Source organism: Bradyrhizobium sp. BWC-3-1, from assembly GCF_032917965.1.
Taxonomy (GTDB): domain Bacteria; phylum Pseudomonadota; class Alphaproteobacteria; order Rhizobiales; family Xanthobacteraceae; genus Bradyrhizobium; species Bradyrhizobium canariense_D.
The window spans coordinates 1039422-1060025 of the sequence record NZ_CP136625.1 but is presented as its reverse complement, the minus strand read 5'-3'; the positions used below and the strand labels follow the sequence as shown (position 1 = coordinate 1060025).

General features: G+C 64.7%; 15 protein-coding genes. 6 read left to right on the top strand and 9 right to left on the bottom strand.

Translation table 11 applies throughout. The features are described 5' to 3' along the window. The first annotated feature begins 243 nt into the window (after positions 1–243). The 3 genes from gltB (at position 244) to RX329_RS05130 (ending at position 7898) form a co-directional block, all read left to right on the top strand. Complete coding sequence (gltB, locus tag RX329_RS05140) at positions 244–4977, top strand: glutamate synthase large subunit (protein ID WP_026232514.1); 4734 nt, start codon at positions 244–246, stop codon at positions 4975–4977. Positions 4978–5122: 145 nt separating this feature from the next. Next, positions 5123–6574, top strand: a complete 1452-nt coding sequence (locus RX329_RS05135; protein ID WP_085350692.1) for a glutamate synthase subunit beta — start codon at positions 5123–5125, stop codon at positions 6572–6574. 145 nt (positions 6575–6719) lie between these two features. Continuing rightward, positions 6720–7898, top strand: a complete 1179-nt coding sequence (locus tag RX329_RS05130; RefSeq protein ID WP_317244478.1) for an IS481 family transposase — start codon at positions 6720–6722, stop codon at positions 7896–7898. Between the two features lie 159 nt (positions 7899–8057). Here the strand turns inward: RX329_RS05130 and RX329_RS05125 are convergent, their stop codons facing one another. After that, positions 8058–9827, bottom strand: a complete 1770-nt coding sequence (locus RX329_RS05125; RefSeq protein ID WP_085361222.1) for an outer membrane beta-barrel protein — start codon at positions 9825–9827, stop codon at positions 8058–8060. A 190-nt stretch (positions 9828–10017) separates the two neighbouring features. On the opposite strand from RX329_RS05125, the gene RX329_RS05120 reads away from it, so the two are divergent. Next, positions 10018–11025, top strand: coding sequence for an SIS domain-containing protein (locus RX329_RS05120; RefSeq protein ID WP_085385456.1), 1008 nt, complete (start codon positions 10018–10020; stop codon positions 11023–11025). 95 nt (positions 11026–11120) lie between these two features. On the opposite strand, the gene RX329_RS05115 is transcribed toward RX329_RS05120, so the two are convergent. After that, entirely contained in the window at positions 11121–11678 is a 558-nt protein-coding gene (locus RX329_RS05115; protein ID WP_018453330.1) for a carboxymuconolactone decarboxylase family protein, read from the bottom strand. A 72-nt stretch (positions 11679–11750) separates the two neighbouring features. On the opposite strand from RX329_RS05115, the gene RX329_RS05110 reads away from it, so the two are divergent. Then, positions 11751–12089, top strand: coding sequence for a winged helix-turn-helix transcriptional regulator (locus tag RX329_RS05110; protein WP_085350695.1), 339 nt, complete (start codon positions 11751–11753; stop codon positions 12087–12089). 117 nt (positions 12090–12206) lie between these two features. Here RX329_RS05110 and RX329_RS05105 read toward each other — a convergent pair whose 3' ends face one another. The 4 genes from RX329_RS05105 to hemH form a co-directional block, all read right to left on the bottom strand. Further along, positions 12207–12653, bottom strand: a complete 447-nt coding sequence (locus tag RX329_RS05105; RefSeq protein WP_007597152.1) for an NfeD family protein — start codon at positions 12651–12653, stop codon at positions 12207–12209. Positions 12654–12723: 70 nt separating this feature from the next. Next, positions 12724–13725, bottom strand: a complete 1002-nt coding sequence (locus RX329_RS05100; protein WP_085350696.1) for an SPFH domain-containing protein — start codon at positions 13723–13725, stop codon at positions 12724–12726. A 274-nt stretch (positions 13726–13999) separates the two neighbouring features. After that, a complete protein-coding gene (locus RX329_RS05095) occupies positions 14000–14974 on the bottom strand; it encodes an ABC transporter substrate-binding protein (RefSeq protein ID WP_018453328.1) in 975 nt (324 codons plus the stop codon). 25 nt (positions 14975–14999) lie between these two features. Continuing rightward, positions 15000–16037, bottom strand: a complete 1038-nt coding sequence (gene hemH, locus RX329_RS05090; protein WP_085361221.1) for a ferrochelatase — start codon at positions 16035–16037, stop codon at positions 15000–15002. 81 nt (positions 16038–16118) lie between these two features. Here hemH and RX329_RS05085 point away from each other — a divergent pair, with 81 nt between their 5' ends. Then, the gene (locus tag RX329_RS05085; protein WP_085361220.1) at positions 16119–16517 is read left to right on the top strand and encodes an MAPEG family protein; all 399 of its coding nucleotides are present in this window, start codon (positions 16119–16121) and stop codon (positions 16515–16517) included. Positions 16518–16670: 153 nt separating this feature from the next. On the opposite strand, the gene RX329_RS05080 is transcribed toward RX329_RS05085, so the two are convergent. From RX329_RS05080 to RX329_RS05070, 3 genes are read right to left on the bottom strand one after another with little or no spacing between them, the layout of a single operon-like run. Beyond that, entirely contained in the window at positions 16671–17780 is a 1110-nt protein-coding gene (locus tag RX329_RS05080) for a nickel/cobalt transporter (protein WP_085361219.1), read from the bottom strand. Beyond that, the gene (locus RX329_RS05075; RefSeq protein ID WP_085350701.1) at positions 17771–18409 is read right to left on the bottom strand and encodes a DUF1007 family protein; all 639 of its coding nucleotides are present in this window, start codon (positions 18407–18409) and stop codon (positions 17771–17773) included. Before RX329_RS05075 ends, RX329_RS05080 begins: the two co-directional genes overlap by 10 nt. Further along, on the bottom strand, positions 18409–20490 hold the full coding sequence (locus RX329_RS05070; protein WP_085361218.1) for a M3 family metallopeptidase: 2082 nt from the start codon (positions 20488–20490) through the stop codon (positions 18409–18411). Before RX329_RS05070 ends, RX329_RS05075 begins: the two co-directional genes overlap by 1 nt. Positions 20491–20604 lie beyond the last annotated feature (114 nt).

Sequence of the window (20604 nt, the reverse complement as noted above, 5' to 3'; positions counted from 1 at the left end):
AGGAAGACTGTCTCAATTTTGCTTGCGGTTCCGGCATAGGGATTGCAACGAAAGTCGGTGCTTTCGAGCGCCAAGAAGGCAACAGGCAAAGCCGTTCTCGGGGACGAAGAACGCCTTGGCCTGAATTTAAGAAAATGCGGCTCGCGAGCGGACGAGCGGTGACCCAGAAGCGGGTGCCGCGGGACGCCCAAGGTGCGCCGAAGATGGCGGTGAGGCAGCTTGCCGCATGAAGAGGACGAGAACATGAACGGGTCGCAAGTCGAGCGCGGAAACATCGTGGCAGAACAACTGTCGGCGACGGTCGCCTCGAAAACGACCGATCCGATTCAGGAACACAATTCACGGCCGCCGGCCGTAGGCCTGTACGATCCGAGCCTGGAAAAAGATTCCTGCGGCGTCGGCTTCATCGCCAACATCAAGGGCCAGAAGTCGCACGAGATCGTCGCGGACGCGCTCAGCATCCTCTGTAACCTCGAGCACCGCGGCGCCGTCGGCGCCGACCCGCGCGCCGGTGACGGCGCCGGCATTCTGGTGCAGATCCCGCATGCTTTCTTCAGCCGCAAGGCGAAGGAGCTCGGCTTCGTGCTGCCCAATCCGGGCGAATACGCCATCGGCGCGTTGTTCATGCCGCGCGACACTGCCTGGCGCAACGTCATCAAGAGCATCATCGCCGACCAGATCAAGGAAGAGGGCCTGACGCTGCTCGGCTGGCGCGACGTGCCAACCGACAATTCCTCGCTCGGCGTCACCGTAAAGCCGACCGAGCCCGCCTGCATGCAGGTGTTCATTGGCCGCAACGGCACCGCCAAGACCGAGGACGATTTCGAGCGCCGGCTTTACATCCTGCGCAAGTCGATCTCGCAAGCGATCTATCAGCGCCGCGACCGCGGCCTCGCCGGCTACTATCCGTGCTCGATGTCCTGCCGCACCGTGATCTACAAGGGCATGTTCCTCGCCGACCAGCTCGGCAAGTACTATCCCGATTTGCACGAGAAGGATTTCGAGAGCGCGCTGGCGCTCGTGCACCAGCGTTTCTCGACCAACACCTTCCCGGCGTGGTCGCTGGCGCATCCCTACCGCATGATCGCGCATAATGGCGAGATCAACACGCTGCGCGGCAACGTCAACTGGATGGCGGCGCGCCAGGCCTCGGTGAGCTCCGAGCTGTACGGCAAGGACATCAACCGGCTCTGGCCGATCTCCTACGAAGGCCAGTCGGACACCGCCTGCTTCGACAACGCGCTCGAATTCCTGGTGCAGGGCGGCTACTCGCTGCCGCACGCCGTCATGATGATGATTCCGGAGGCGTGGGCCGGCAATCCCTTGATGGATGAGAAGCGCCGCGCCTTCTACGAATATCATGCAGCCCTGATGGAGCCGTGGGACGGCCCCGCCGCGATCGCCTTCACCGACGGCCGCCAGATCGGTGCCACGCTGGACCGCAACGGCCTTCGGCCGGCGCGCTATCTCGTCACCAAGGACGACCGCATCGTGATGGCGTCCGAGATGGGCGTGCTGACGATTCCCGAGGACCAGATCATCACCAAGTGGCGCTTGCAGCCCGGCAAGATGCTGCTGGTCGACCTCGAGCAGGGCCGCCTCATCCCCGACGACGAGATCAAGGCCGAGCTCGCAAGGAGCCATCCTTACACGGAGTGGCTGGAGCGGACCCAGATCGTGCTGGAAGAGCTGCCGAAGGTGCCGACCACCGGCGTGCGCTCCAACCTGTCGCTGCTCGATCGCCAGCAGGCGTTCGGCTACAGCCAGGAAGACATCACCATCCTGATGACGCCGATGGCCTCCACCGGCGAGGAAGCCGCAGGCTCGATGGGCAACGACACGCCGATCTCGGCGCTGTCGGCCAAGGCCAAGCCGCTGTTCACCTACTTCAAGCAGAACTTTGCGCAGGTCACCAATCCGCCGATCGATCCGATCCGCGAGGAGCTGGTGATGAGCCTCGTCTCCATCATCGGACCGCGGCCGAACCTGTTCGACCTGCAAGGCCTAGCCACTACCAAGCGCCTCGAAGCGCGCCAGCCGATCCTGACCGACGCGGACCTCGAAAAGATCCGCTCAATCTCCGAGGTCGCCGAGTCGCACTTCAAGTCGCGCACGCTGGACACCACCTTCCACGCCGGCCTCGGGGCGGCCGGCATGGACCAGGTGCTGGACGAGCTCTGCGCGCGCGCCGAGAGCGCGGTGCGCGAGGGCGTCAACATCATCATCCTGTCCGACCGCATGGTCGGCACCGACCGGGTTCCGATCCCGTCGCTGCTGGCCTGCGCCGCCGTGCATCATCATCTGATCCGCACCGGATTGCGCACTTCGGTCGGCCTCGTCGTCGAATCCGGCGAGCCGCGCGAAGTGCATCACTTCGCCTGTCTCGCCGGCTACGGCGCGGAAGCGATCAATCCGTATCTGGCGTTCGAGACCATCATCGCGATGAAGGACCGCCTGCCCGGCTCGCTCGACGACTACGAGATCGTCAAGCGCTACATCAAGTCGATCGGCAAGGGCCTGCTCAAGGTGATGTCCAAGATGGGCATCTCGACCTACCAGTCCTATTGCGGCGCGCAGATCTTTGACGCCATTGGCCTGAAGGCGGAATTCGTCGGAAAATTCTTCGCCGGCACGCACACCCGCGTCGAGGGCGTCGGTCTTGGCGAGATCGCCGAAGAGGCGGTGCGCCGTCATGCCGACGCGTTCGGCGACGCGCTCGTGTACAAGACCTCGCTCGATGTCGGCGGCGAATATGCCTATCGCAGCCGCGGCGAGGACCATGCATGGACCGCCGAGTCGGTGGGGCTGCTCCAGCACGCCGCGCGCGGCAATTCGCTGGAACGCTACCGCGCCTTCGCGAAGATCCTCAACGAGCAGTCGGAGCGTCTCCTGACGCTGCGCGGCCTGTTCCGGATCAAGAATGCGGACGAAGAGAAGCGCAAGCCGGTACCGCTCGACCAGGTCGAGCCGGCCAAGGACATCGTCAAGCGTTTCGCCACCGGCGCGATGAGCTTCGGCTCGATCTCGCGCGAGGCGCACACCACGCTCGCGATCGCCATGAACCGGATCGGCGGCAAGTCGAACACCGGCGAAGGCGGCGAGGAAGCCGACCGCTTCAAGCCGATGCCGAACGGTGACAGCATGCGCTCGGCAATCAAGCAGGTCGCCTCGGGCCGCTTCGGCGTCACCACGGAGTATCTCGTCAACTCCGACATGATGCAGATCAAGATGGCGCAGGGTGCAAAACCCGGCGAAGGCGGCCAGTTGCCCGGCCACAAGGTCGATGCCACCATCGCAAAGGTCCGGCATTCGACGCCGGGCGTCGGCCTGATCTCGCCGCCACCGCACCACGACATCTACTCGATCGAGGATCTGGCGCAGCTCATCTACGACCTCAAGAACGTCAACCCGGACGGCGCGGTCTCGGTCAAGCTCGTCTCGGAGATCGGCGTCGGCACGGTGGCCGCGGGCGTCGCCAAGGCGCGCGCCGACCATGTCACCATCGCGGGCTTCGAGGGCGGCACCGGCGCTTCGCCGCTGACCTCGATCAAGCACGCCGGCTCGCCGTGGGAGATCGGCCTCGCCGAAACCCACCAGACGCTGGTGCGCGAGCGGCTGCGCAGCCGCATCGTGGTCCAGGTCGACGGCGGTTTCCGCACCGGCCGCGACGTCGTGATCGGCGCGCTGCTCGGCGCCGACGAGTTCGGCTTCGCCACCGCGCCCCTGATCGCGGCCGGCTGCATCATGATGCGCAAGTGCCATCTCAACACCTGCCCGGTCGGCGTCGCGACCCAGGACCCCGTCCTGCGCAAGCGCTTCACCGGCCAGCCCGAGCATGTGATCAACTACTTCTTCTTCGTCGCCGAGGAGGTCCGCGAGATCATGGCCTCGCTCGGCTTCCGCAGCTTCAACGAGATGATCGGCCAGGTGCAGCTGCTCGACCAGACCAAGCTGGTCGCGCACTGGAAGGCTAAGGGGCTCGATTTCTCCAAGCTCTTCGTCAAGCAGAAGGAAGAGAAGGGCCAGAAGATCTATCACTCAGAGCGCCAGAACCATCATCTGGAAGCGGTGCTCGACCGCACGCTGATCGAGCAGGCGACGCCTGCGCTCGACCGCGGTGCGCCGGTGAAGATCGAGGCCAAGATCAACAGCACCAACCGCTCCGCGGGCGCGATGCTGTCGGGTGCGGTCGCCAAGATCTACGGCCATGCCGGCCTGCCGCATGAGACCATCCATGTCAGCCTCAAGGGCACCGCCGGCCAGGCCTTCGGCGCCTGGCTGGCGCAAGGCGTCACCTTCGAGCTCGAAGGCGAAGCCAACGACTATGTCGGCAAGGGCCTCTCGGGCGGCAAGATCATCGTCAAGCCGCCGGCCAACAGCGGCATCGTGCCGGAAGAGAGCATCATCGTCGGCAACACCGTGATGTACGGCGCCATTCAAGGCGAGTGCTACTTCCGAGGCATCGCCGGCGAGCGTTTTGCCGTGCGCAATTCCGGCGCCGTGGCGGTGGTCGAGGGCGCCGGCGACCATTGCTGCGAATACATGACCGGCGGCATCGTGGTCGTGCTCGGCAAGACCGGACGCAACTTCGCGGCCGGCATGTCCGGCGGCATCGCCTATGTGCTTGACGAGACCGGCGACTTCGACAGGCTGTGCAACATGGCGATGGTCGAGCTCGAGCCGGTGCTGTCGGAAGAGCTGATCAACGCCGGCACCTATCACCACTCCGGTGACCTCGAAGCGCACGGCCGGGTCGACGTGTTCAAGGACCTGCTCGCCTCCGACGTCGAGCGGCTGCACGTCCTGATCACGCGCCATGCGAAGGCGACCGGCTCCAGGCGTGCCGCCGACATCCTGGCGAACTGGAAGGACTGGCTGCCCAAATTCCGCAAGGTGATGCCGGTCGAATACCGGCGCGCTCTGCGCGAAATGGCTGCCAACGCGGACGCCGAGCCGAAAATCGCGATCGGGGCCTGAGCATCACACCCCGTCATTGCGAGCGTAGCGAAGCAATCCAGACTTTCTCCTCCGATGCGGACTGGATTGCTTCGAAGCTCACGCTCCTCGCAATGACGACGAGAGAGAAACACAACGAATTTAAGCGGCAGGGACTTCGGGTTTAATGGGCAAGATCACGGGTTTTCTCGAAATCGAACGGCATGACCGCAAGTACACCCCGGTCGCCGAGCGCGTGAAGCATTTCCACGAGTTCGTCGTTCCCCTCTCCGAGAAGGAAACGCGCGACCAGGCCGCGCGCTGCATGAATTGCGGCATTCCCTATTGCCACGGCACCGGCTCGGTCTCGCCCGGCACGCCGGGCTGCCCGGTCAACAACCAGATCCCGGACTGGAACGACCTCGTCTATCAGGGCAACTGGGAAGAAGCCTCGCGCAATCTGCACTCGACCAACAATTTCCCGGAGTTCACGGGGCGCATCTGCCCGGCGCCGTGTGAAGCCTCCTGCACGCTCAACATCGACGACAACCCCGTCACCATCAAAACCATCGAATGCGCGATCGTCGATCGCGCCTGGGACAATGGCTGGCTGAAGCCCGAAATCGCCGCCCACAAGACCGGCAAGAAGGTCGCGGTGATCGGCTCGGGTCCGGCCGGCATGGCCTGCGCGCAGCAGCTCGCGCGCGCCGGTCACGACGTGCATCTGTTCGAGAAGTTCGCCAAGGCCGGCGGCCTGCTGCGCTACGGCATCCCCGACTTCAAGATGGAGAAGGGCATCATCGACCGCCGCGTCGCGCAGATGGAAGGCGAAGGCGTCACCTTCCACTACAACAGCCATGTCGGCGCCGACGGCAATGTCGACCCGCGCGAGATGCTCAACGAGTACGATGCCGTGGCGCTGACCGGCGGCGCCGAAGCCCCGCGCGACCTGCCAATCCCCGGCCGCGACCTCGCCGGCATCCACTACGCCATGGACTTCCTGCCGCAGCAGAACCGCCGCGTCTCCGAGGAACCGCTGGGCGGCGTCCAGGAGATCTTGGCCGGCGGCAAGCATGTCGTCGTCATCGGCGGCGGCGACACCGGATCCGACTGCATCGGCACTTCGCTGCGCCAGGGCGCGCTCTCCGTGACCCAGCTCGAGATCATGCCCGCACCGCCAGAGCACGAGAACAAGGGCCTGACCTGGCCGAACTGGCCGCTGAAGATGCGAACGTCCTCGAGCCAGGCCGAAGGCGCGATCCGCGAATTCGCGGTGCTGACGCAGAAGTTTTCGGGCGAGAACGGCAAGGTCAAGAAGCTGCACTGCGTGCGCGTCGACGACAAGTTCAAGCCGATCGCCGGCACCGAGTTCGAACTCGACGCCGACCTCGTCCTGCTCGCGATGGGCTTCGTCCATCCCGTGCACGAGGGCCTGCTCAAGATGCTCTCGGTCGAGCTTGACCCTCGCGGCAACGTCAAGGCCAACACGCTCGACTACCAGACCTCGCGCCCGAACGTGTTCACCGCCGGCGACATGCGCCGCGGCCAATCGCTGGTGGTCTGGGCCATCCGCGAGGGCCGGCTGTGCGCCAGGTCGATCGATACGTTCCTGATGGGGAAGACGGATCTGCCGCGGTAGGCTCGACTGGACAAGCTTTGCCGCCTAATTTTCACACAGTGTCATCGCCCGCGAAATGTTTAGACCGGACAGATCACTGACAGGTGTTCGGAGACATAGCTGACACTTCAAACTGGGCTGGAATGGTCGATTCGGGAGGCCTTCCATGCCCTGGAACGAGGTGTCGGTGATGGATCAGCGACGGGAGTTTGTGCGGCTTGCGTTGCAGGAAGGGGCGAACCGGCGGGAGTTGTGCCGGCGGTTCGGGATCAGTCCTGATGTGGGCTACAAATGGCTGCGGCGTTGGCAGGCTGGAGATCATGAACTGGCGGATCAGTTGCGCCGGCCCAAGAGCATGCCCAAGCGGAGCGTGCCTGAGGTCGAGGCGCGGGTTCTGGCTGTGCGTGACAAGCATCCGGCTTGGGGAGCGCGCAAGATTGCCCATTGCCTGAAGCGCGGCGGCCAGACCGTACCGGTGCCCTCCACAGTGCATCGGATCCTGTGCCGGAACGAACGGATCAAGCCGAGCGAGAAAGCCGCGCCGAGCCCTTCAGGCCACCGGTTCGAGAGGGACGCGCCCAATCAACTCTGGCAGATGGACTTCAAGGGCCACATGCCGCTTGCCGACGGAAGGCGTTGCCATCCGCTAACCATGGTCGATGACCACTCCCGCTATGCGCTGTGTTTGAAGGCGTGCGCCAACGAGCAGCGACCTGATGTGCAGAGGCATCTGACCGACACCTTCCGACGCTATGGGCTGCCGGAGGCCTTCTACCTCGACAACGGTTCTCCCTGGGGCGACACCTCGGGCGTTCGCTGGACTGCGCTGAAGGTATGGCTGCTCAAGCTCGGCGTCAGGGTGGTCCATGCCAGGCCACGTCATCCTCAGGGCCGAGGCAAGAACGAACGCTTCCATCGCAGCTTGAAAGCAGAAGTGTTCGCTCTGCGCACGTTCCGCACTTTGGCGGAAGTCCAGCGTGCCCTCGATAGCTGGCGAACGGTCTACAATCTGGAGCGGCCCCACGAGAGCTTGGGCATGGGCATTCCCGCCGATCGCTACCGGCCCAGTTTACGCGCCATGCCGGATCGTGTGCCGAAGATCCAATACGACGCCGGGGAGATCGTTCGCACCGTCTCCTCGACGCGGAGCTACATCGCCTTCAAAGGGCAAATGTGGAAAGTCCCTCAAGCCTTCTGCGGCGAGCAGCTGGCCGTGAGGCCGCTCGACCGCGACGGCCGCTACGGAATCTTCTTTGCCAGTTGGCAGGTCGGATCAATCGACTTGACGCGCAGCCAAACTGTCAGTGATGTGTCCGAACAGGCGTCAGCTATGTCTCCGGTCTAAACAGAAAGCGGGCGATCCAGTATTCCAGAGACCGCAGTGATTGGGCCGAAACGCCGCGGCGTACTGGATGCCCCGGTCAAGCCGGGGAAGACAGCTGAGTGAGTGGTCCGAGCGGAGTCAACTAAGCCACGTACGCTCAAAAGGCGGCCGTCGCCCCCTCTAATTCTGCAACCTCACCCCGACCATCACGACCGTCGCCTGCGAGCTTGACCCCGGCTGGTTCGAATCCAGGATGTCGTGTCGGAGCGTGCCCTTGATCCAGATGTTGCGGTTGAGCTTGTAGATCAGATTGCTTTCGAACGAGTAGGTCTTGTCGTTGCGATTCTGGCCCTGGTAGTCGTAGGTGCCGTAGGTGAATTTGCCCACTGCCGTAAGCCAGCGGCGGAAATCGTGATCGACTTCGGCGGCGTAGGTGTGCACCAGCACGCCGGAGGAGCCGGGGACGGTGGTCTCGGCGATCTGCGTGTCGGTGGCGAATTTCACGGTGGTGAGGCCGCTTGCGTTCCAGATCAGCGAGCCCGAGGTGAGGAAGCCCGCGAGCTGGCTGAGGCGCGGATCGACGTAATTGCGCGCGGAATAGCCGACCGAGACCTCGCCGGTGAGGATACGCGAGAACTCGAAGGACGTGCCGACCTTGGCGTAGCCGCCGTCCGAATCGCGGAAGTAGCCGTTGCGGTCGGCGGCCCGGTCGTGCACGCGGGTGTCGCCCTGGATCTCGACGAACGGCTTCAGACCCGGCTTGAGATCGTAGGAGAAGCGTCCGACGCCGCCATACTGGTTGAAGTCGCGATCGTCGTTGCTGAAGGTGGCGCCGTCGGTGAGCTTGGAGTTGGTGTAGGCGGTGCGATCGACAGTGGCGCCGGCCGCGACCTGGAAGCGGTTGAAGCTCTGGTCGAAGCCGACGGTCGTGCCATAGGCGGCATAAACAGGATATTTTTGCAGGCCGGCCTGCACGTTCGGGCTGCCGGGATTGTCGGTGGCGAGCCGCAGGCGCAGCTGCGTGGTCAGCTTGAGATCGCGATTGACGTCGAGGCGGCCGTCGACATGGCCGTTGAAGTCGGGGCGGTCGACCTCGACCGGCGAAGGCGAGGCAAAGCCGTCGATCGTCGCCGGCATGTTGTTGGTGTAGCCCGAGAACGAGCCGCGCAGATCCGCGACCAGCGCGTGGCGCTCCCAATCGGACGCCACGAGGAGATCGGGTGCAACCACATAGGCCGGCGAGCCAACCGGCTTGTTCAGACGCGCCGGATTGGTGTCGTAACCGGTGGAGAGCTCGAGCCCGCCCTTGATCAGGAAACTGCCGGCATAGTCGCCGACCGCGCCGAACGCATCGTCATCGGCCTTGAGGCGGCGGCGCAGCGGCTGGCCGGGCACGGTGCCCGCCATCGCCGCCGGCACGGGCGCCTTGTTGGCGGAGGCGGACGGGGGCGGCGCGATCTTCGGCGAACCGAGCGTGGATGGCGGCGGCGTAGTGGTCGGCGCCCGCGAGCCGGGACCAGCAGGGCGCTTCGGCTTGGGCTGACCCGGATAGAACTTCGGCTGCTGCCGCTTGCGGTTCAGCGAGTCGTAGCCGGAGCTGCTCGCACCGTTGGCGGCAGGCAGGCCATAGGTCGGGACCTGGCTGGTCGCGTTTTGGTTCGTCGGGTTCTGCCATGGGCGCGCCGGCGCCTGCTGGCGCTTGCGAAAGTCGGAGTTGGGATCGGGCAGCGCCGGCAGCGCATCCGACGGTGCCTGCGGAACGCCCGCGGTGCGGCGCGTCGGCAGCGTGTCGGGCGAGGCGAAGCCACCGCGGTTGGGACTGAACAGGTCGGGGGTGAGGCTCTGGGCGGCCACGGGGGCGCTTCCGAGGACCGTCAGCGCAAAGCACGGCAAAGCCGCGCGCAGGAAATGCGCGCGTTTGCTCCGGCTCGTGCCTGGAGACGACCCCACGATGGAAGAACTCCAACGAAATCAAACACTTTCGCGATTGTCCCCACCGATCGGCGGGAACTATCGTTAATGGAGTTAAAACAATTATGGTTAACGACCGGTTGAGGGTCGGGTCGGGCTCGTCGCCTCGAAGGCCGCGGCGTGTTAAGCAGGCGCCAACGGGCGAAGGCCCCTCCTCCTGGACCAGAACATGCCGAGTTCGAAACCGCTGATGACCCAATCATCCGGCCCCATTCCCGACAGCGTCGAATCCGCACTCCGCACGCTGGAAACGGAGAGCGGCGGTATCAACGCGCTCGCCGCCGCCCTGCGCGGCCCGCTTGGCGCGAGCTTCGCCCAGGCGGTCGATCTGATCCGCAACGCGAAGGGCCGCGTCATCGTCACCGGGCTCGGCAAGTCGGGCCATATGGGCCGCAAGATCGCGGCAACGTTGGCCTCGACCGGCACGCCCGCCTTCTTCGTGCACACCGCCGAAGCCGCCCATGGCGACCTCGGCATGATTACCACCGACGACGTCATCATGGCGCTGTCCTGGTCCGGCGAGCAGCCGGAGATGAAGACTCTCGTGAACTATTCCGCAAGGTTCGCAATCCCGATGATCGCGGTGACGTCGAACGCGGCATCCTCGCTGGGACAAGCGGCCGACGTCGTGATCGAGCTGCCGAAGGCGCGCGAGGCCTGCCCGCACAATCTGGCGCCGACCACCTCGACCCTGATGCAGGCCGCGATAGGCGATGCGCTTGCGATCGCGCTGCTCGAAGGCCGCGGCTTCACCGCGCTGGAGTTCGCGCATTTCCACCCCGGCGGCAAGTTAGGGGCGATGCTGAAATTCGTCCGCGACTACATGCGCACCGGTGCGGAAATCCCGGTCAAGCCGCTCGGCACCAAGATGTCGGACGCGGTGATGGAGATGTCCGCCAAGGGTTTGGGGTGCGTCTGCATCGTCAACGAGGCGAACGAGGCTCTCGGCATCATCACCGACGGCGATCTGCGCCGCCACATGCGGCCCGACCTGCTGACGGCGTCGGTCGACGACATCATGACCAGGCAGCCGAAAACCGTACCGCCCTCGATGCTGGCCACGGAGATGATCGAGGTGCTCAACACCCGCAAGATCACGACGCTGGTCGTGACCGAGGCGGACAAGGTGGTGGGCATCGTGCACCTGCACGATCTGCTGCGGGCAGGCGTGGCGTAGGGAGCCACTCACCGTCATTGCGAGCGCAGCGAAACATCCAGAGTGCCAGCGCGGAAAGACTCTGGATTGCTTCGCTACGCTCGCAACGACGGCGGCTAGAGCGGCGCAGGAAATCTTGCCGCCGTCTCCTCCAGCGGCAACCGCAGTCCGTTCGCCAGATACGAGACCGTGCGGTAGAAGCCGCACAGCAGCATGATCTCCAGGATCTGCGCCTCGTCGTAATGCGCCGACAGCGCAGCGAACTCAGCGTCGTCAAACGTCGCGCTGTGATGCAGCGCGTCGACGGCGGCGATCAGCGTCTGCTCGGCCGGGGACCAGCACGACGACGCCGCATCACCCTGCACGGTGGCGCGCACTTCCTCCTCGGTGAGTTTCGCCGGCCCGGCAAAGACCGCGACATGCACGCCCCATTCATATTCGCATTTGTTCAGCGCGCAGGTGCGGTCGATCACGATCTCGCGCTGGCGCAGCGACAGCGGTCCGGGATCGAGCAAGCCGCCGGCGCGAAACTTGTCCCAGGCGCGGGTGTGGCCCGCCATGACCCGGAACAGCAGCAGTGGCGGCGCGCCGCGCATGATGCGGTCGAACTGGGCCTGGATCTCCGGGGGATAAGGCGGGGTGAGCGGGGCAATGCGCGCTGTGACCGGGGACATTGGCCGCCTCTCTTGCTACATTTAACGTAGCATAAAGCTACACTATTTGTAGCACCACGCAAGAGGGCGACGATGGCGAAACAGACCACTTCGAGATCGCGCGGCGTCCGTGGCTCGCGCAGCGGGCGGCCGATCATGGTGCTGCTCGACCTCCTCGGACGACGCTGGAGCCTGCGAATCTTGTGGGAGCTACGCGACGCCCCCCTCACCTCGCGCGCATTGCGAACGGCCTGCGACGAGGCCTCGCCGACGGTGCTGCAGGCGCGGCTGGACGATTTGCGCGAGGCCGGGTTCGTGGAGCTCGGCGAAGCCGGCGGTTACGGGCTGACGGCGCTCGGGCGGGACTTGTGCGAGACGTTCATGCCGCTGCATAGGTTTGCGGAGCGGTGGCGCAGCAAGAGCGGCGCGTAAGTCTGGCGATGCCGTCCCGACTAGCTCGTCATTGCGAGCGAAGCGAAGCAATCCAGAATCTTTCCACCGGCAGCAGTCTGGATTGCTTCGCTTCGCTGCGCTCGCAATGACGGTGGACTAAGCCGCCGCCACCGTCAGATTCGCACCGTCCACTTGCACCACCTTCACACGCGTGCCCGCCGGCGTATCGGGACCTGCGACGCGCCAGACGGTGTCGCCGATGCGCATGGTGCCGTTGCCGTCGACGATCGGCTTCTCCAGCGTGAACTCGCGGCCGAGCAGCGCATCCGCGCGCTTGTTGAGGAAGGGGCTGGCGGCAATTGCATCCGGCTTCGGCCGGGCGAGCCGACGCCAAACCGGCACCGCGGCGGCGGCGAAGATCGCGAACATCACGAGCTGGATCTGCCAGGATATCGCCACTCCGAACGAGATCAGCCCGACCAGCAGCGCGGCGAGCCCGAGCCAGAACAGGAAGACTCCCGGCGCCAGCACCTCCAGCGCCATCAGGATGAAGCCGAAGATCAGCCAGTTCCAGGTGCCGAGCGATACGAACATGTCGGTCATGACACGACCTCTTTGAAATGGCGCATGCCCTTGTCGGAAAACCGGTGTCCACTTTTCCGGGGCATGCGCTTTACCCCTGCCGCGGCGGCACCGCCGGGGGCGTGCTCCCAGTCGTCGGCACCGAACCGCGACGAGCGGCGGCAGCGGCGGATGCCGCACTCTCGCCGAACGTTGCCTTGGCGATCTCGCCGATGCCGGCGAGCGAGCCGAGCATGCTGGTGGCCTCGATCGGCAGCATGATGATCTTCTGGTTCGGCGAGTCCGAAAACTGCCCGAACGCCTTGATATATTTGTCGGCGATAAAGTAGTTCAGCGCCGCGACGTCGCCCTTGGCAATGGCTTCACTGACCATCTGCGTCGCCTTGGCCTCAGCTTCCGCCGACCGCTCGCGTGCTTCGGCGTCGCGGAAGGCGGCCTCGCGGCGACCTTCCGCCTGGAGGATCTGGCCCTGCTTGGCACCCTCTGCGCGCAGGATCTCGGACTGGCGTGCACCTTCGGCCTGAAGGATGTCGGCGCGTTTGACGCGCTCGGCCTTCATCTGTCGGCCCATGGCTTCGACGAGGTCCGCCGGCGGCACAATGTCCTTGATCTCGATACGATTGACCTTGAGGCCCCAGGGCGAGACGGCGGCATCGACTACACGCAGCAGGCGCTCGTTGATTTCGTCGCGGTGCGACAACACCTGGTCGAGATCCATCGAACCCATCACCGAACGGATGTTGGTCATGGTCAGCACGGTGACGGCTTGGGTCAGGTTAGAGACCTCGTAGCTCGCCTTGGCGGCATCGAACACCTGAAAGAAGGCGACGCCGTCGACCGTCACGGTGGCGTTGTCCTTGGTGATCACCTCCTGCTCGGGAATGTCGATCACCTGCTCCATCATGTTGATCTTGCGTCCGACGCGATCGAAATAGGGCACGATCAGATTGAGCCCGGGGCTCAGCGTCTGGGTGTATTTGCCGAACCGCTCGATGGTCCAGTCATAGCCCTGCGGCACCGTCTTCACGCCGGCCACCAGCGTGACGATGACGAGCAAGACCAGAACAATCGCGAAAATGTCGAAACCGCTCATATTTCCTCCAAGGCGGAAAAGATTGGCGGGAAAAGGCCTTTTCCGCGCTGTCATTGGTCGGGATCACGACCCCAAGGGTTCAGTAAAGCGTTCAGTAAAGAGTTCAGAAGGATTCAAGGCTCAGCGGTCGTGCCTGATTTCGGCATCGGTAGGATTCTACACAAGACACCGGGAGAGGGAATGGTCGCGATTATGTATTTGCGAGGCGCTCTTGAAAGCGTGCTGGCGCACACCTAGCGACGACGTTAACGAATCCGGCGGTCGCAGCCAAATCCTACTCGATGACCTCGTTCGCGGTTGCGAGCAGGCTTGGCGGAAGCGTGACGCCGATCGCCTTGGCCGTCTTCAAGTTGATCGCCAGCTCGAACGTGGTCGGATTCTGGACCGGCAAGTCGGCCGCTCGCGCACCCTTCAGGATGCGATCGATATAGGTGGCGGCGCGGCGGAGCTGCTCGGCGCTGTCGGTGCTGTAGGACATCAAGCCACCCTCGTCGACGAAGGTCCGGCTCCAGAACACCGCCGGCACGCGCGCTTCATTGATGGCTGCCAGGAGAAGCGCACGGTTGGACATGGTGAAGAAATCCGGCAGCACCAGCAGGCCGCCGTCTTTCCGCAAGGCCAGGGCGGCGATCGAGGCCGTGTCATGGACCGGCGCGGGCACCACCGTCACATCGAGCGCGCGGCCGGCGTCTTCGATCGTCCGCAGCATCAGCGGCGCGAACGGCGCGGTGGCGGGATTGTAGACGACGGAAACGCGTGACGGCTTTGGCACGACCTGCGTAAGCATCTCCAGCCATTTGCCGGCCAGCGGGCCGTCGTAATCGGTGAAGCCGGTGATATTGCCGCCGGGATGGGCGAGATTCTGGACAAAGCCCTGGCTGACAGGATCGGTGACGACGGCGAAAACGATCGGGATCGTCGTCGTGCGCTGGCGCAGCTCCTCCACTGAGGGCGTGCCGACCGCAAGCAGGATGTCGGGCTTGAGCGCCACGAGTTCGTCGGCGAGTTGCGCGATCCGCGCGCGGTCGCCGCCGCCGTTGCGCCAATCGATCTCAAGGCTGCCGTCCTCCTTCCAGCCATGGCCGGCAAGCGCCTCGACCAGGACCGCGCTACGCGTCTGCCCGATCGCATCGTCCGCCGCAGTGACCGAGAGCACGCCGAGCCGGCGCGTCGCATTCGCTTGCGCCAGCACCGAGGCCGGCAGCATCGTGGTCACCCCAAGAAGCGCCAGAACCTCGCGGCGGTTCATGGGGCGCTCCTCGGATCCAGGCTCACTATATCCAGCCCTGGAGCTCGCGCAGCACCAGCGTTCGGATCACATCCATGCCGGGGTCGCTGTCGTTGAGGCAGGGGATCGCGGAAAACTGCTCCCCGCCATTGTGCTTGAAGATCTCGGCATTCTCCTGCGCGATCTCCTCCAGCGTCTCCAGGCAGTCGGCGGAAAAACCCGGCGTGATCACCGCGATACGGCGCACGCCCTCTTTCGCCAGACGCTCCATGGTCTTGTCAGTGTAGGGCTGCAGCCACTCGTCGAATCCGAAGCGCGACTGGAAGGTCAGCAGCAGCTTTGTCTCGTCCATGCCGAGCCGGCGCCGCAGCGCCTCGGTGGTCGCCACGCATTGGTCCTGATAGGGGTCGCCCTTGTCGACATAGGCCTTCGGCATGCCGTGGAAGGAGGCGACGATCAGCTCTGGCTTGAACGACAGGCTCGCCAGATGCGTCTCGATCGAGGTGGCGAGCGCCTCGATATAGGCTTCGTCCTCGTAGTAAGACGGCGTCACCCGCAGCGTCGGCTGCGCGCGCAGCCGCGCAAGCACGCGAAACACCTCATCGCAGACGGTGGCCGACGTCGCGGCGGAATATTGCGGATAGAGGGGGACGGCAAGAATGCGATCGCAGCCCTTCGCAATCAGCGCATCGACGCCCGACTTGATCGAGGGATTGCCGTAGCGCATAGCCCATTCCACCGTGACCTGGTCGCGGTCCGACAGCATGGCTCCGAGCTTGTCGCTCTGCGAGCGCGTGATGGTCTTGAGCGGCGACTCGTTCTTCTCGGTGTTCCAGATCTTGAGATAATCGCGCGCCTTGGCGCGGGGGCGGGTGCGCAGGATGATGCCGTTCAGCACCAGCTTCCAGATCAAGCCCTGATCCTCGATGACGCGGGCGTCCGAGAGGAACTCCTTCAGATAGACCCGCACGCCGCGCGTGTCGGCGGTATCGGGCGTGCCGAGATTGACCAGGAGTACGCCGACGCGCGGCTGGCCGGACTGAGGCAGCGGCTTCGTGGTCTTGAGAGGGGCTAGGGTTGTCATGCTCGTTGGGTCGCGCGTTGCCCCGAGCTTGTCAAGATCAGGCCGGTTTCGCTAGGGTCGCACCGAGGCGGGGGAGGAAAGATGACACTCGCGGAATGGTGCGTCTTCGGAGCGTTGCTGCTCTATTTGGTGACGATCGTCTCGGTCAAATGGATCAGGTTTCGCGGGTTCGACAATTCACGCCCGCGCGATCCCGCCTTCTACGAAGAGGCCATCGCGCAGCGCGCGCTCGGCGCCCACCAGAATGGTATCGAGACCTTTCCGTTCTTCGCCTTCGCGGTGCTGCTGGCCGAATTCCGGGACTCGCCGCAGCGGATGATCGACGAGCTCGCGGTGCTGTTCCTGATCGTACGGATCGCCTATGTGCTGACCTATCTCGGGAACCGCCCGACGCTGCGCTCCATCCTCTGGAGCATCGGCTTTGCGATCAATCTCGGGATCTTCTTCATGCCGGCGTTGAAGCAGTTCTTGCCGGTGTGACTCTCCCTTTGTGGGAGAAGGTGGCGCGAAGCGCCGGATGAGGAGTTCTATCGGCGAACGCAGCTGCAAGAGGATCGCTCGCGGAGACAACCCCTCACCCGTCTCGCCGCTACGCGGCGAGCCACCCTCGCCCACAAGGGGAGAGGGAAAAACTCAGAAACACGTCGTCCGTTCGGCCGCGATGTAACCCAACAACAGGCCTGCACCGAACAGCAGCACGAGGCCGGCGGCGGCGATTTCGATGCCGCGCATGAACAGCGCGCCGTTGCCGTCGCGTCCGGCGCTCAGGCGGGCGGCGATGTCCTGGGCGGAGACGGCGACCACGGCAATGACCGCGACGGTGATCGCGGTGCCGAGCCCCATCAGCAGAGTTGCGGCGATGCCGGCCCAGAACAGGCCTTGGGCCAACGCGAACACCAGCACCAGGATCGCGCCCGAACAGGGACGGATGCCGACGGTCAGGATCGCGGTAAAGCCGCGTCCCCAGCCTCCGGGGCCGGCGAGCTCGCTCGGCATGGCGCCGTGGGAATGGCCGCAATGCTCGTCATGAACGTGGTGATGCGCGTGGTGATGATGGGCGTGCGCATGATCGTGACGATGATGATCATGCGCATCATGATGGTGGTGACCGTGATCATGATGGTCATGCGGCACGCCCGCGATCGCCGGCACCGGCTGAACCGCCTGCAGCGCACGGATGAAGGTGCGGCCCTTGACCCAGACCAGGCGCAGGCCGAAAAGCGCGATCAGGGCGTAGCTTGCGATCTCGATCGCGCCTTCCGCCTTGCACATGGTCCTGGCGGTCGCATTCAGCACCCAGGCCGAGATGCCGACAATCAGGATCGCCACCAGCGACTGCATCAACGCCGATGCAAACGACAGCACGATGCCGCGCCGGGCAGTCTCGCGATTGGCGACGAGATAGGAGGCGATCACCGCCTTGCCGTGGCCGGGCCCAGCGGCGTGGAAGATGCCGTAGGCAAAGGAGATGAAGAGCAGCGTCCACACCGCCGAGCCGTCGGACTTGGCGGCGCGAATGGTCGCCGACATCTGGCGATAAAATTCCGATTGTTTTGCCAAGAGCCAGCCGATGAGGCCACTGGCCTCAGGCTCGGCCGCCGGGGCTGGCCGCGGCGCGCCGAACGGGTTCTGGGCAAGGAGATCATGCAGCGCGGCATCGGCCACGCCCAGCACGACAATAACGGCGGCGCAGGCGAGAAGCCCGCGGGCAAGCGGCGAACGAAGACGACCGATCAAGGGCAATCCACCGTGATCTTGTTGGCGAACATCATGCCGAAATTGGAGTTCTCGCCGTTCATGAAGGTCTGCTCGTTGAGCTTCTGCGCACTCGCGGTGCCGTCGCTCGGCCGCTCAAGTTTCATCTGGCAGCCGGCGGGCGCGCCGACCAGCTTGATCGGGTTGTCCTTGGCCATCTGGAAGTCGATGAAGAATGAGCGGTCGAACACTTCGAGCATCAATTGCTTGGGCTTGACCGGATTCTTCAGCGGCAGCGTGAAGTGCAGGGTCAGGACCGTATCCTTGTAGTCGAGGAAGTAGTCGACCGGCTCCTGGAATCGCTCCTTCTTGCCGTCGGCTCGCGCGAAGGTGAAGTAGGCATATTCCTTCAGCGACTCGACATTGGTCTGCGCCAGCGGTCCGAGCTCCTCGCGGGTATAGACGCCCTTGGTCTTGCTCTCGAGCCCCTGCACGGCATAGGCCGAGAACATGTCGTCAAACGTCCAGGCGTGGCGCACGCCGGTGATGGTGCCGTCCGCGGCATAGAGCAACTCGCTGGTCGCGGTGATCCAGACATGCGGGTGCGCCTGCGCCGCCCCGGCCACAAAGGTGAGGCCAGCGGCGAGCAGCAGCCCGAGCAGGGCGCGCACGCCCATCAGCCCGCCTTCGGGGCGTCAAGCAGACCTCGGCGACGCAGCAGCGCATCGGGCTCCGGCGGGCGGCCGCGGAAGGCCTCATAGGCGGCTTCCGGATCGACCGATCCGCCGCTCGAGTAGATGTCGTCGTGCAGGCGTTTTGCGACGGCGGGATCGAAGATGTCGCCGGCTTCCTCGAATGCGCCGAAGGCGTCGGCGTCCATCACCTCCGACCACATGTAGCTGTAATAGCCGGCGGCATAATGATCGCCGGTGAAGATGTGACCGAATTGCGTCGGACGGTGACGCAGCGAGATCTCCTCGGGCATGCCGATCTTCTCCAGCTCGCGTCTCTCGAAGGCGCGGACGTCCTGCGCGGCGGAGGCCGGCTGGGTGTGGAATTCGAGATCGATCAGCGCCGAGGAGACGAACTCGACCGTGGCGAAACCCTGGTTGAATTTTCGCGCGGCCAGGAACCGTTGCAGCAGATCGTCCGGCAGCGGCTCGCCGGTCTGGTAGTGGCGGGCAAACTTTTGCAGCACCTCGGGCCGCTCCTGCCAATGCTCGTACAGCTGGGAGGGCAATTCGACGAAGTCGGTGAACACGGAGGTGCCCGACAGCGACGGATAGGTCACGTTGGAGAGCATGCCGTGCAGGCCATGGCCGAACTCGTGGAACAGGGTGCGGGCATCGTCGGGCGACAGCAGCGAGGGTTCCCCGTCCGCGCCCTTGGAGAAGTTGCAGATGTTGAGGATCAGCGGCGCGACCTCGCCGTCGAGCTTCTGCTGGTCGCGCAGCGAGGTCATCCAGGCGCCGGAGCGCTTCGACGGCCGGGCGAAGTAGTCGCCATAGAACAGCGCCTTGTGCTTGCCGTCCCGCCCCTTCATCTCCCAGACCCGGACGTCCGGATGCCAGACCGGCACGTTCTTGCGCTCCTCGAAAGTGACGCCGAACAGGCGCGTGGCACAGTCGAAGGCGGCGGCGATCATGTGATCGAGCGCGAGATACGGCTTGATCGCGGCGTCGTCGAAATTGGCGCGCTGAAGGCGCAGCTTTTCGGCATAGAAGCGCCAGTCCCAGGGGGCGAGCTTGAAATTGCCGCCCTCCTCCGTGATCAGCGCCTGCATGTCGTCGCGGTCGGCGAGCGCCCGCGCCCGGGCCGGCTTCCAGACCCGCTCCAGAAGGCCGCGCACCGCTTCCGGCGTCTTGGCCATGGAATCCTCGAGCCGGTAGGCCGCGAAGGTCGGATAACCCAGGAGATTGGCGCTCTCCTCGCGCAGCTTCAGGACCTCGACGATGGTCGCGTTGTTGTCGTTGGCATTGCCGTTGTCGCCCCGCGCGGTGAAGGCCTTGTAGACCTTCTCGCGCAGGTCACGCCGGGCCGAGCTCTTCAGGAACTGTTCGACCGAGGAGCGCGACAGGGTGACGATGGCCTTGCCGGCCATGCCGCGTTCTTCCGCCGCAGCCTTGGCGCTGGCGACAAAACTCTCCGGCAGGCCCTGGCGGTCGGCTTCGCCGAGCTCCATGAACCATTCCTGCTCGTCGCCGAGCAGATGATGACTGAAGCTGGTGCCGAGCTGGGCGAGTCTCTCGTTGATCTCCGCCATCCGCGTCTTGGCCTCTTCGGAGAGGCCGGCGCCGGAGCGGTGGAAGCGGGTGTAGGTGCGCTCGAGCAGGCGGAGCTGTTCCGGTGTCAGACCGAGATTGGCGCGGTTCTCGTGTAGCTGGGCAATGCGGCCAAACAGCACGGCGTTCATCATGATCGGATTCCAGTGCCGCGCCATCCGCAAGGAAACCTCCTTGTCGATCTCCAGAATGGCCGGGTTGGAATGCGCCGAGACGAGGTCGTAGAAGACCGACGCGACCTTGCTGAGCAGCTTGCCCGAGCGCTCCAGCGCCGTGATGGTGTTGGCGAAGTCGGGCGCGGTCGGGTCGTTGGTGATCGCTGCGATCTCGGCGGAGTGGTCGGCGAAGGCCTGCTCGAAGGCCGGGAGGAAGTGCTCCGGCTTGATTTCGTCGAAGGGCGGGGTCGCAAACGGCGTCACCCACGCCTTCAGCAGCGGGTTGGTCTCGGAGTCCGTAGTTTGGCGGGGTTCTGACATTACAAGTCCCGATTTGTGGCTCGATTGTTGCGGCCAGCTATAGCACGCGATAGGGCTTTTTTGGGCCGTTTGCCCTTGCTCCCGGCTGCCTTTTCGGTGAGATTGCGGCCCTCC

Coding starts and splice junctions, on each gene's coding strand:
- RX329_RS05100 (WP_085350696.1), bottom strand. CDS start 13,725: ATGAGCGGTTTCGACATTTTCGCGATTGTTCTGGTCTTGCTCGTCATC.
- RX329_RS05120 (WP_085385456.1), top strand. CDS start 10,018: ATGCCGAGTTCGAAACCGCTGATGACCCAATCATCCGGCCCCATTCCC.
- hemH (WP_085361221.1), bottom strand. CDS start 16,037: ATGACAACCCTAGCCCCTCTCAAGACCACGAAGCCGCTGCCTCAGTCC.
- RX329_RS05110 (WP_085350695.1), top strand. CDS start 11,751: ATGGCGAAACAGACCACTTCGAGATCGCGCGGCGTCCGTGGCTCGCGC.
- RX329_RS05075 (WP_085350701.1), bottom strand. CDS start 18,409: ATGGGCGTGCGCGCCCTGCTCGGGCTGCTGCTCGCCGCTGGCCTCACC.
- RX329_RS05130 (WP_317244478.1), top strand. CDS start 6,720: ATGCCCTGGAACGAGGTGTCGGTGATGGATCAGCGACGGGAGTTTGTG.
- gltB (WP_026232514.1), top strand. CDS start 244: ATGAACGGGTCGCAAGTCGAGCGCGGAAACATCGTGGCAGAACAACTG.
- RX329_RS05095 (WP_018453328.1), bottom strand. CDS start 14,974: ATGAACCGCCGCGAGGTTCTGGCGCTTCTTGGGGTGACCACGATGCTG.
- RX329_RS05115 (WP_018453330.1), bottom strand. CDS start 11,678: ATGTCCCCGGTCACAGCGCGCATTGCCCCGCTCACCCCGCCTTATCCC.
- RX329_RS05135 (WP_085350692.1), top strand. CDS start 5,123: ATGGGCAAGATCACGGGTTTTCTCGAAATCGAACGGCATGACCGCAAG.
- RX329_RS05070 (WP_085361218.1), bottom strand. CDS start 20,490: ATGTCAGAACCCCGCCAAACTACGGACTCCGAGACCAACCCGCTGCTG.
- RX329_RS05105 (WP_007597152.1), bottom strand. CDS start 12,653: ATGACCGACATGTTCGTATCGCTCGGCACCTGGAACTGGCTGATCTTC.
- RX329_RS05085 (WP_085361220.1), top strand. CDS start 16,119: ATGACACTCGCGGAATGGTGCGTCTTCGGAGCGTTGCTGCTCTATTTG.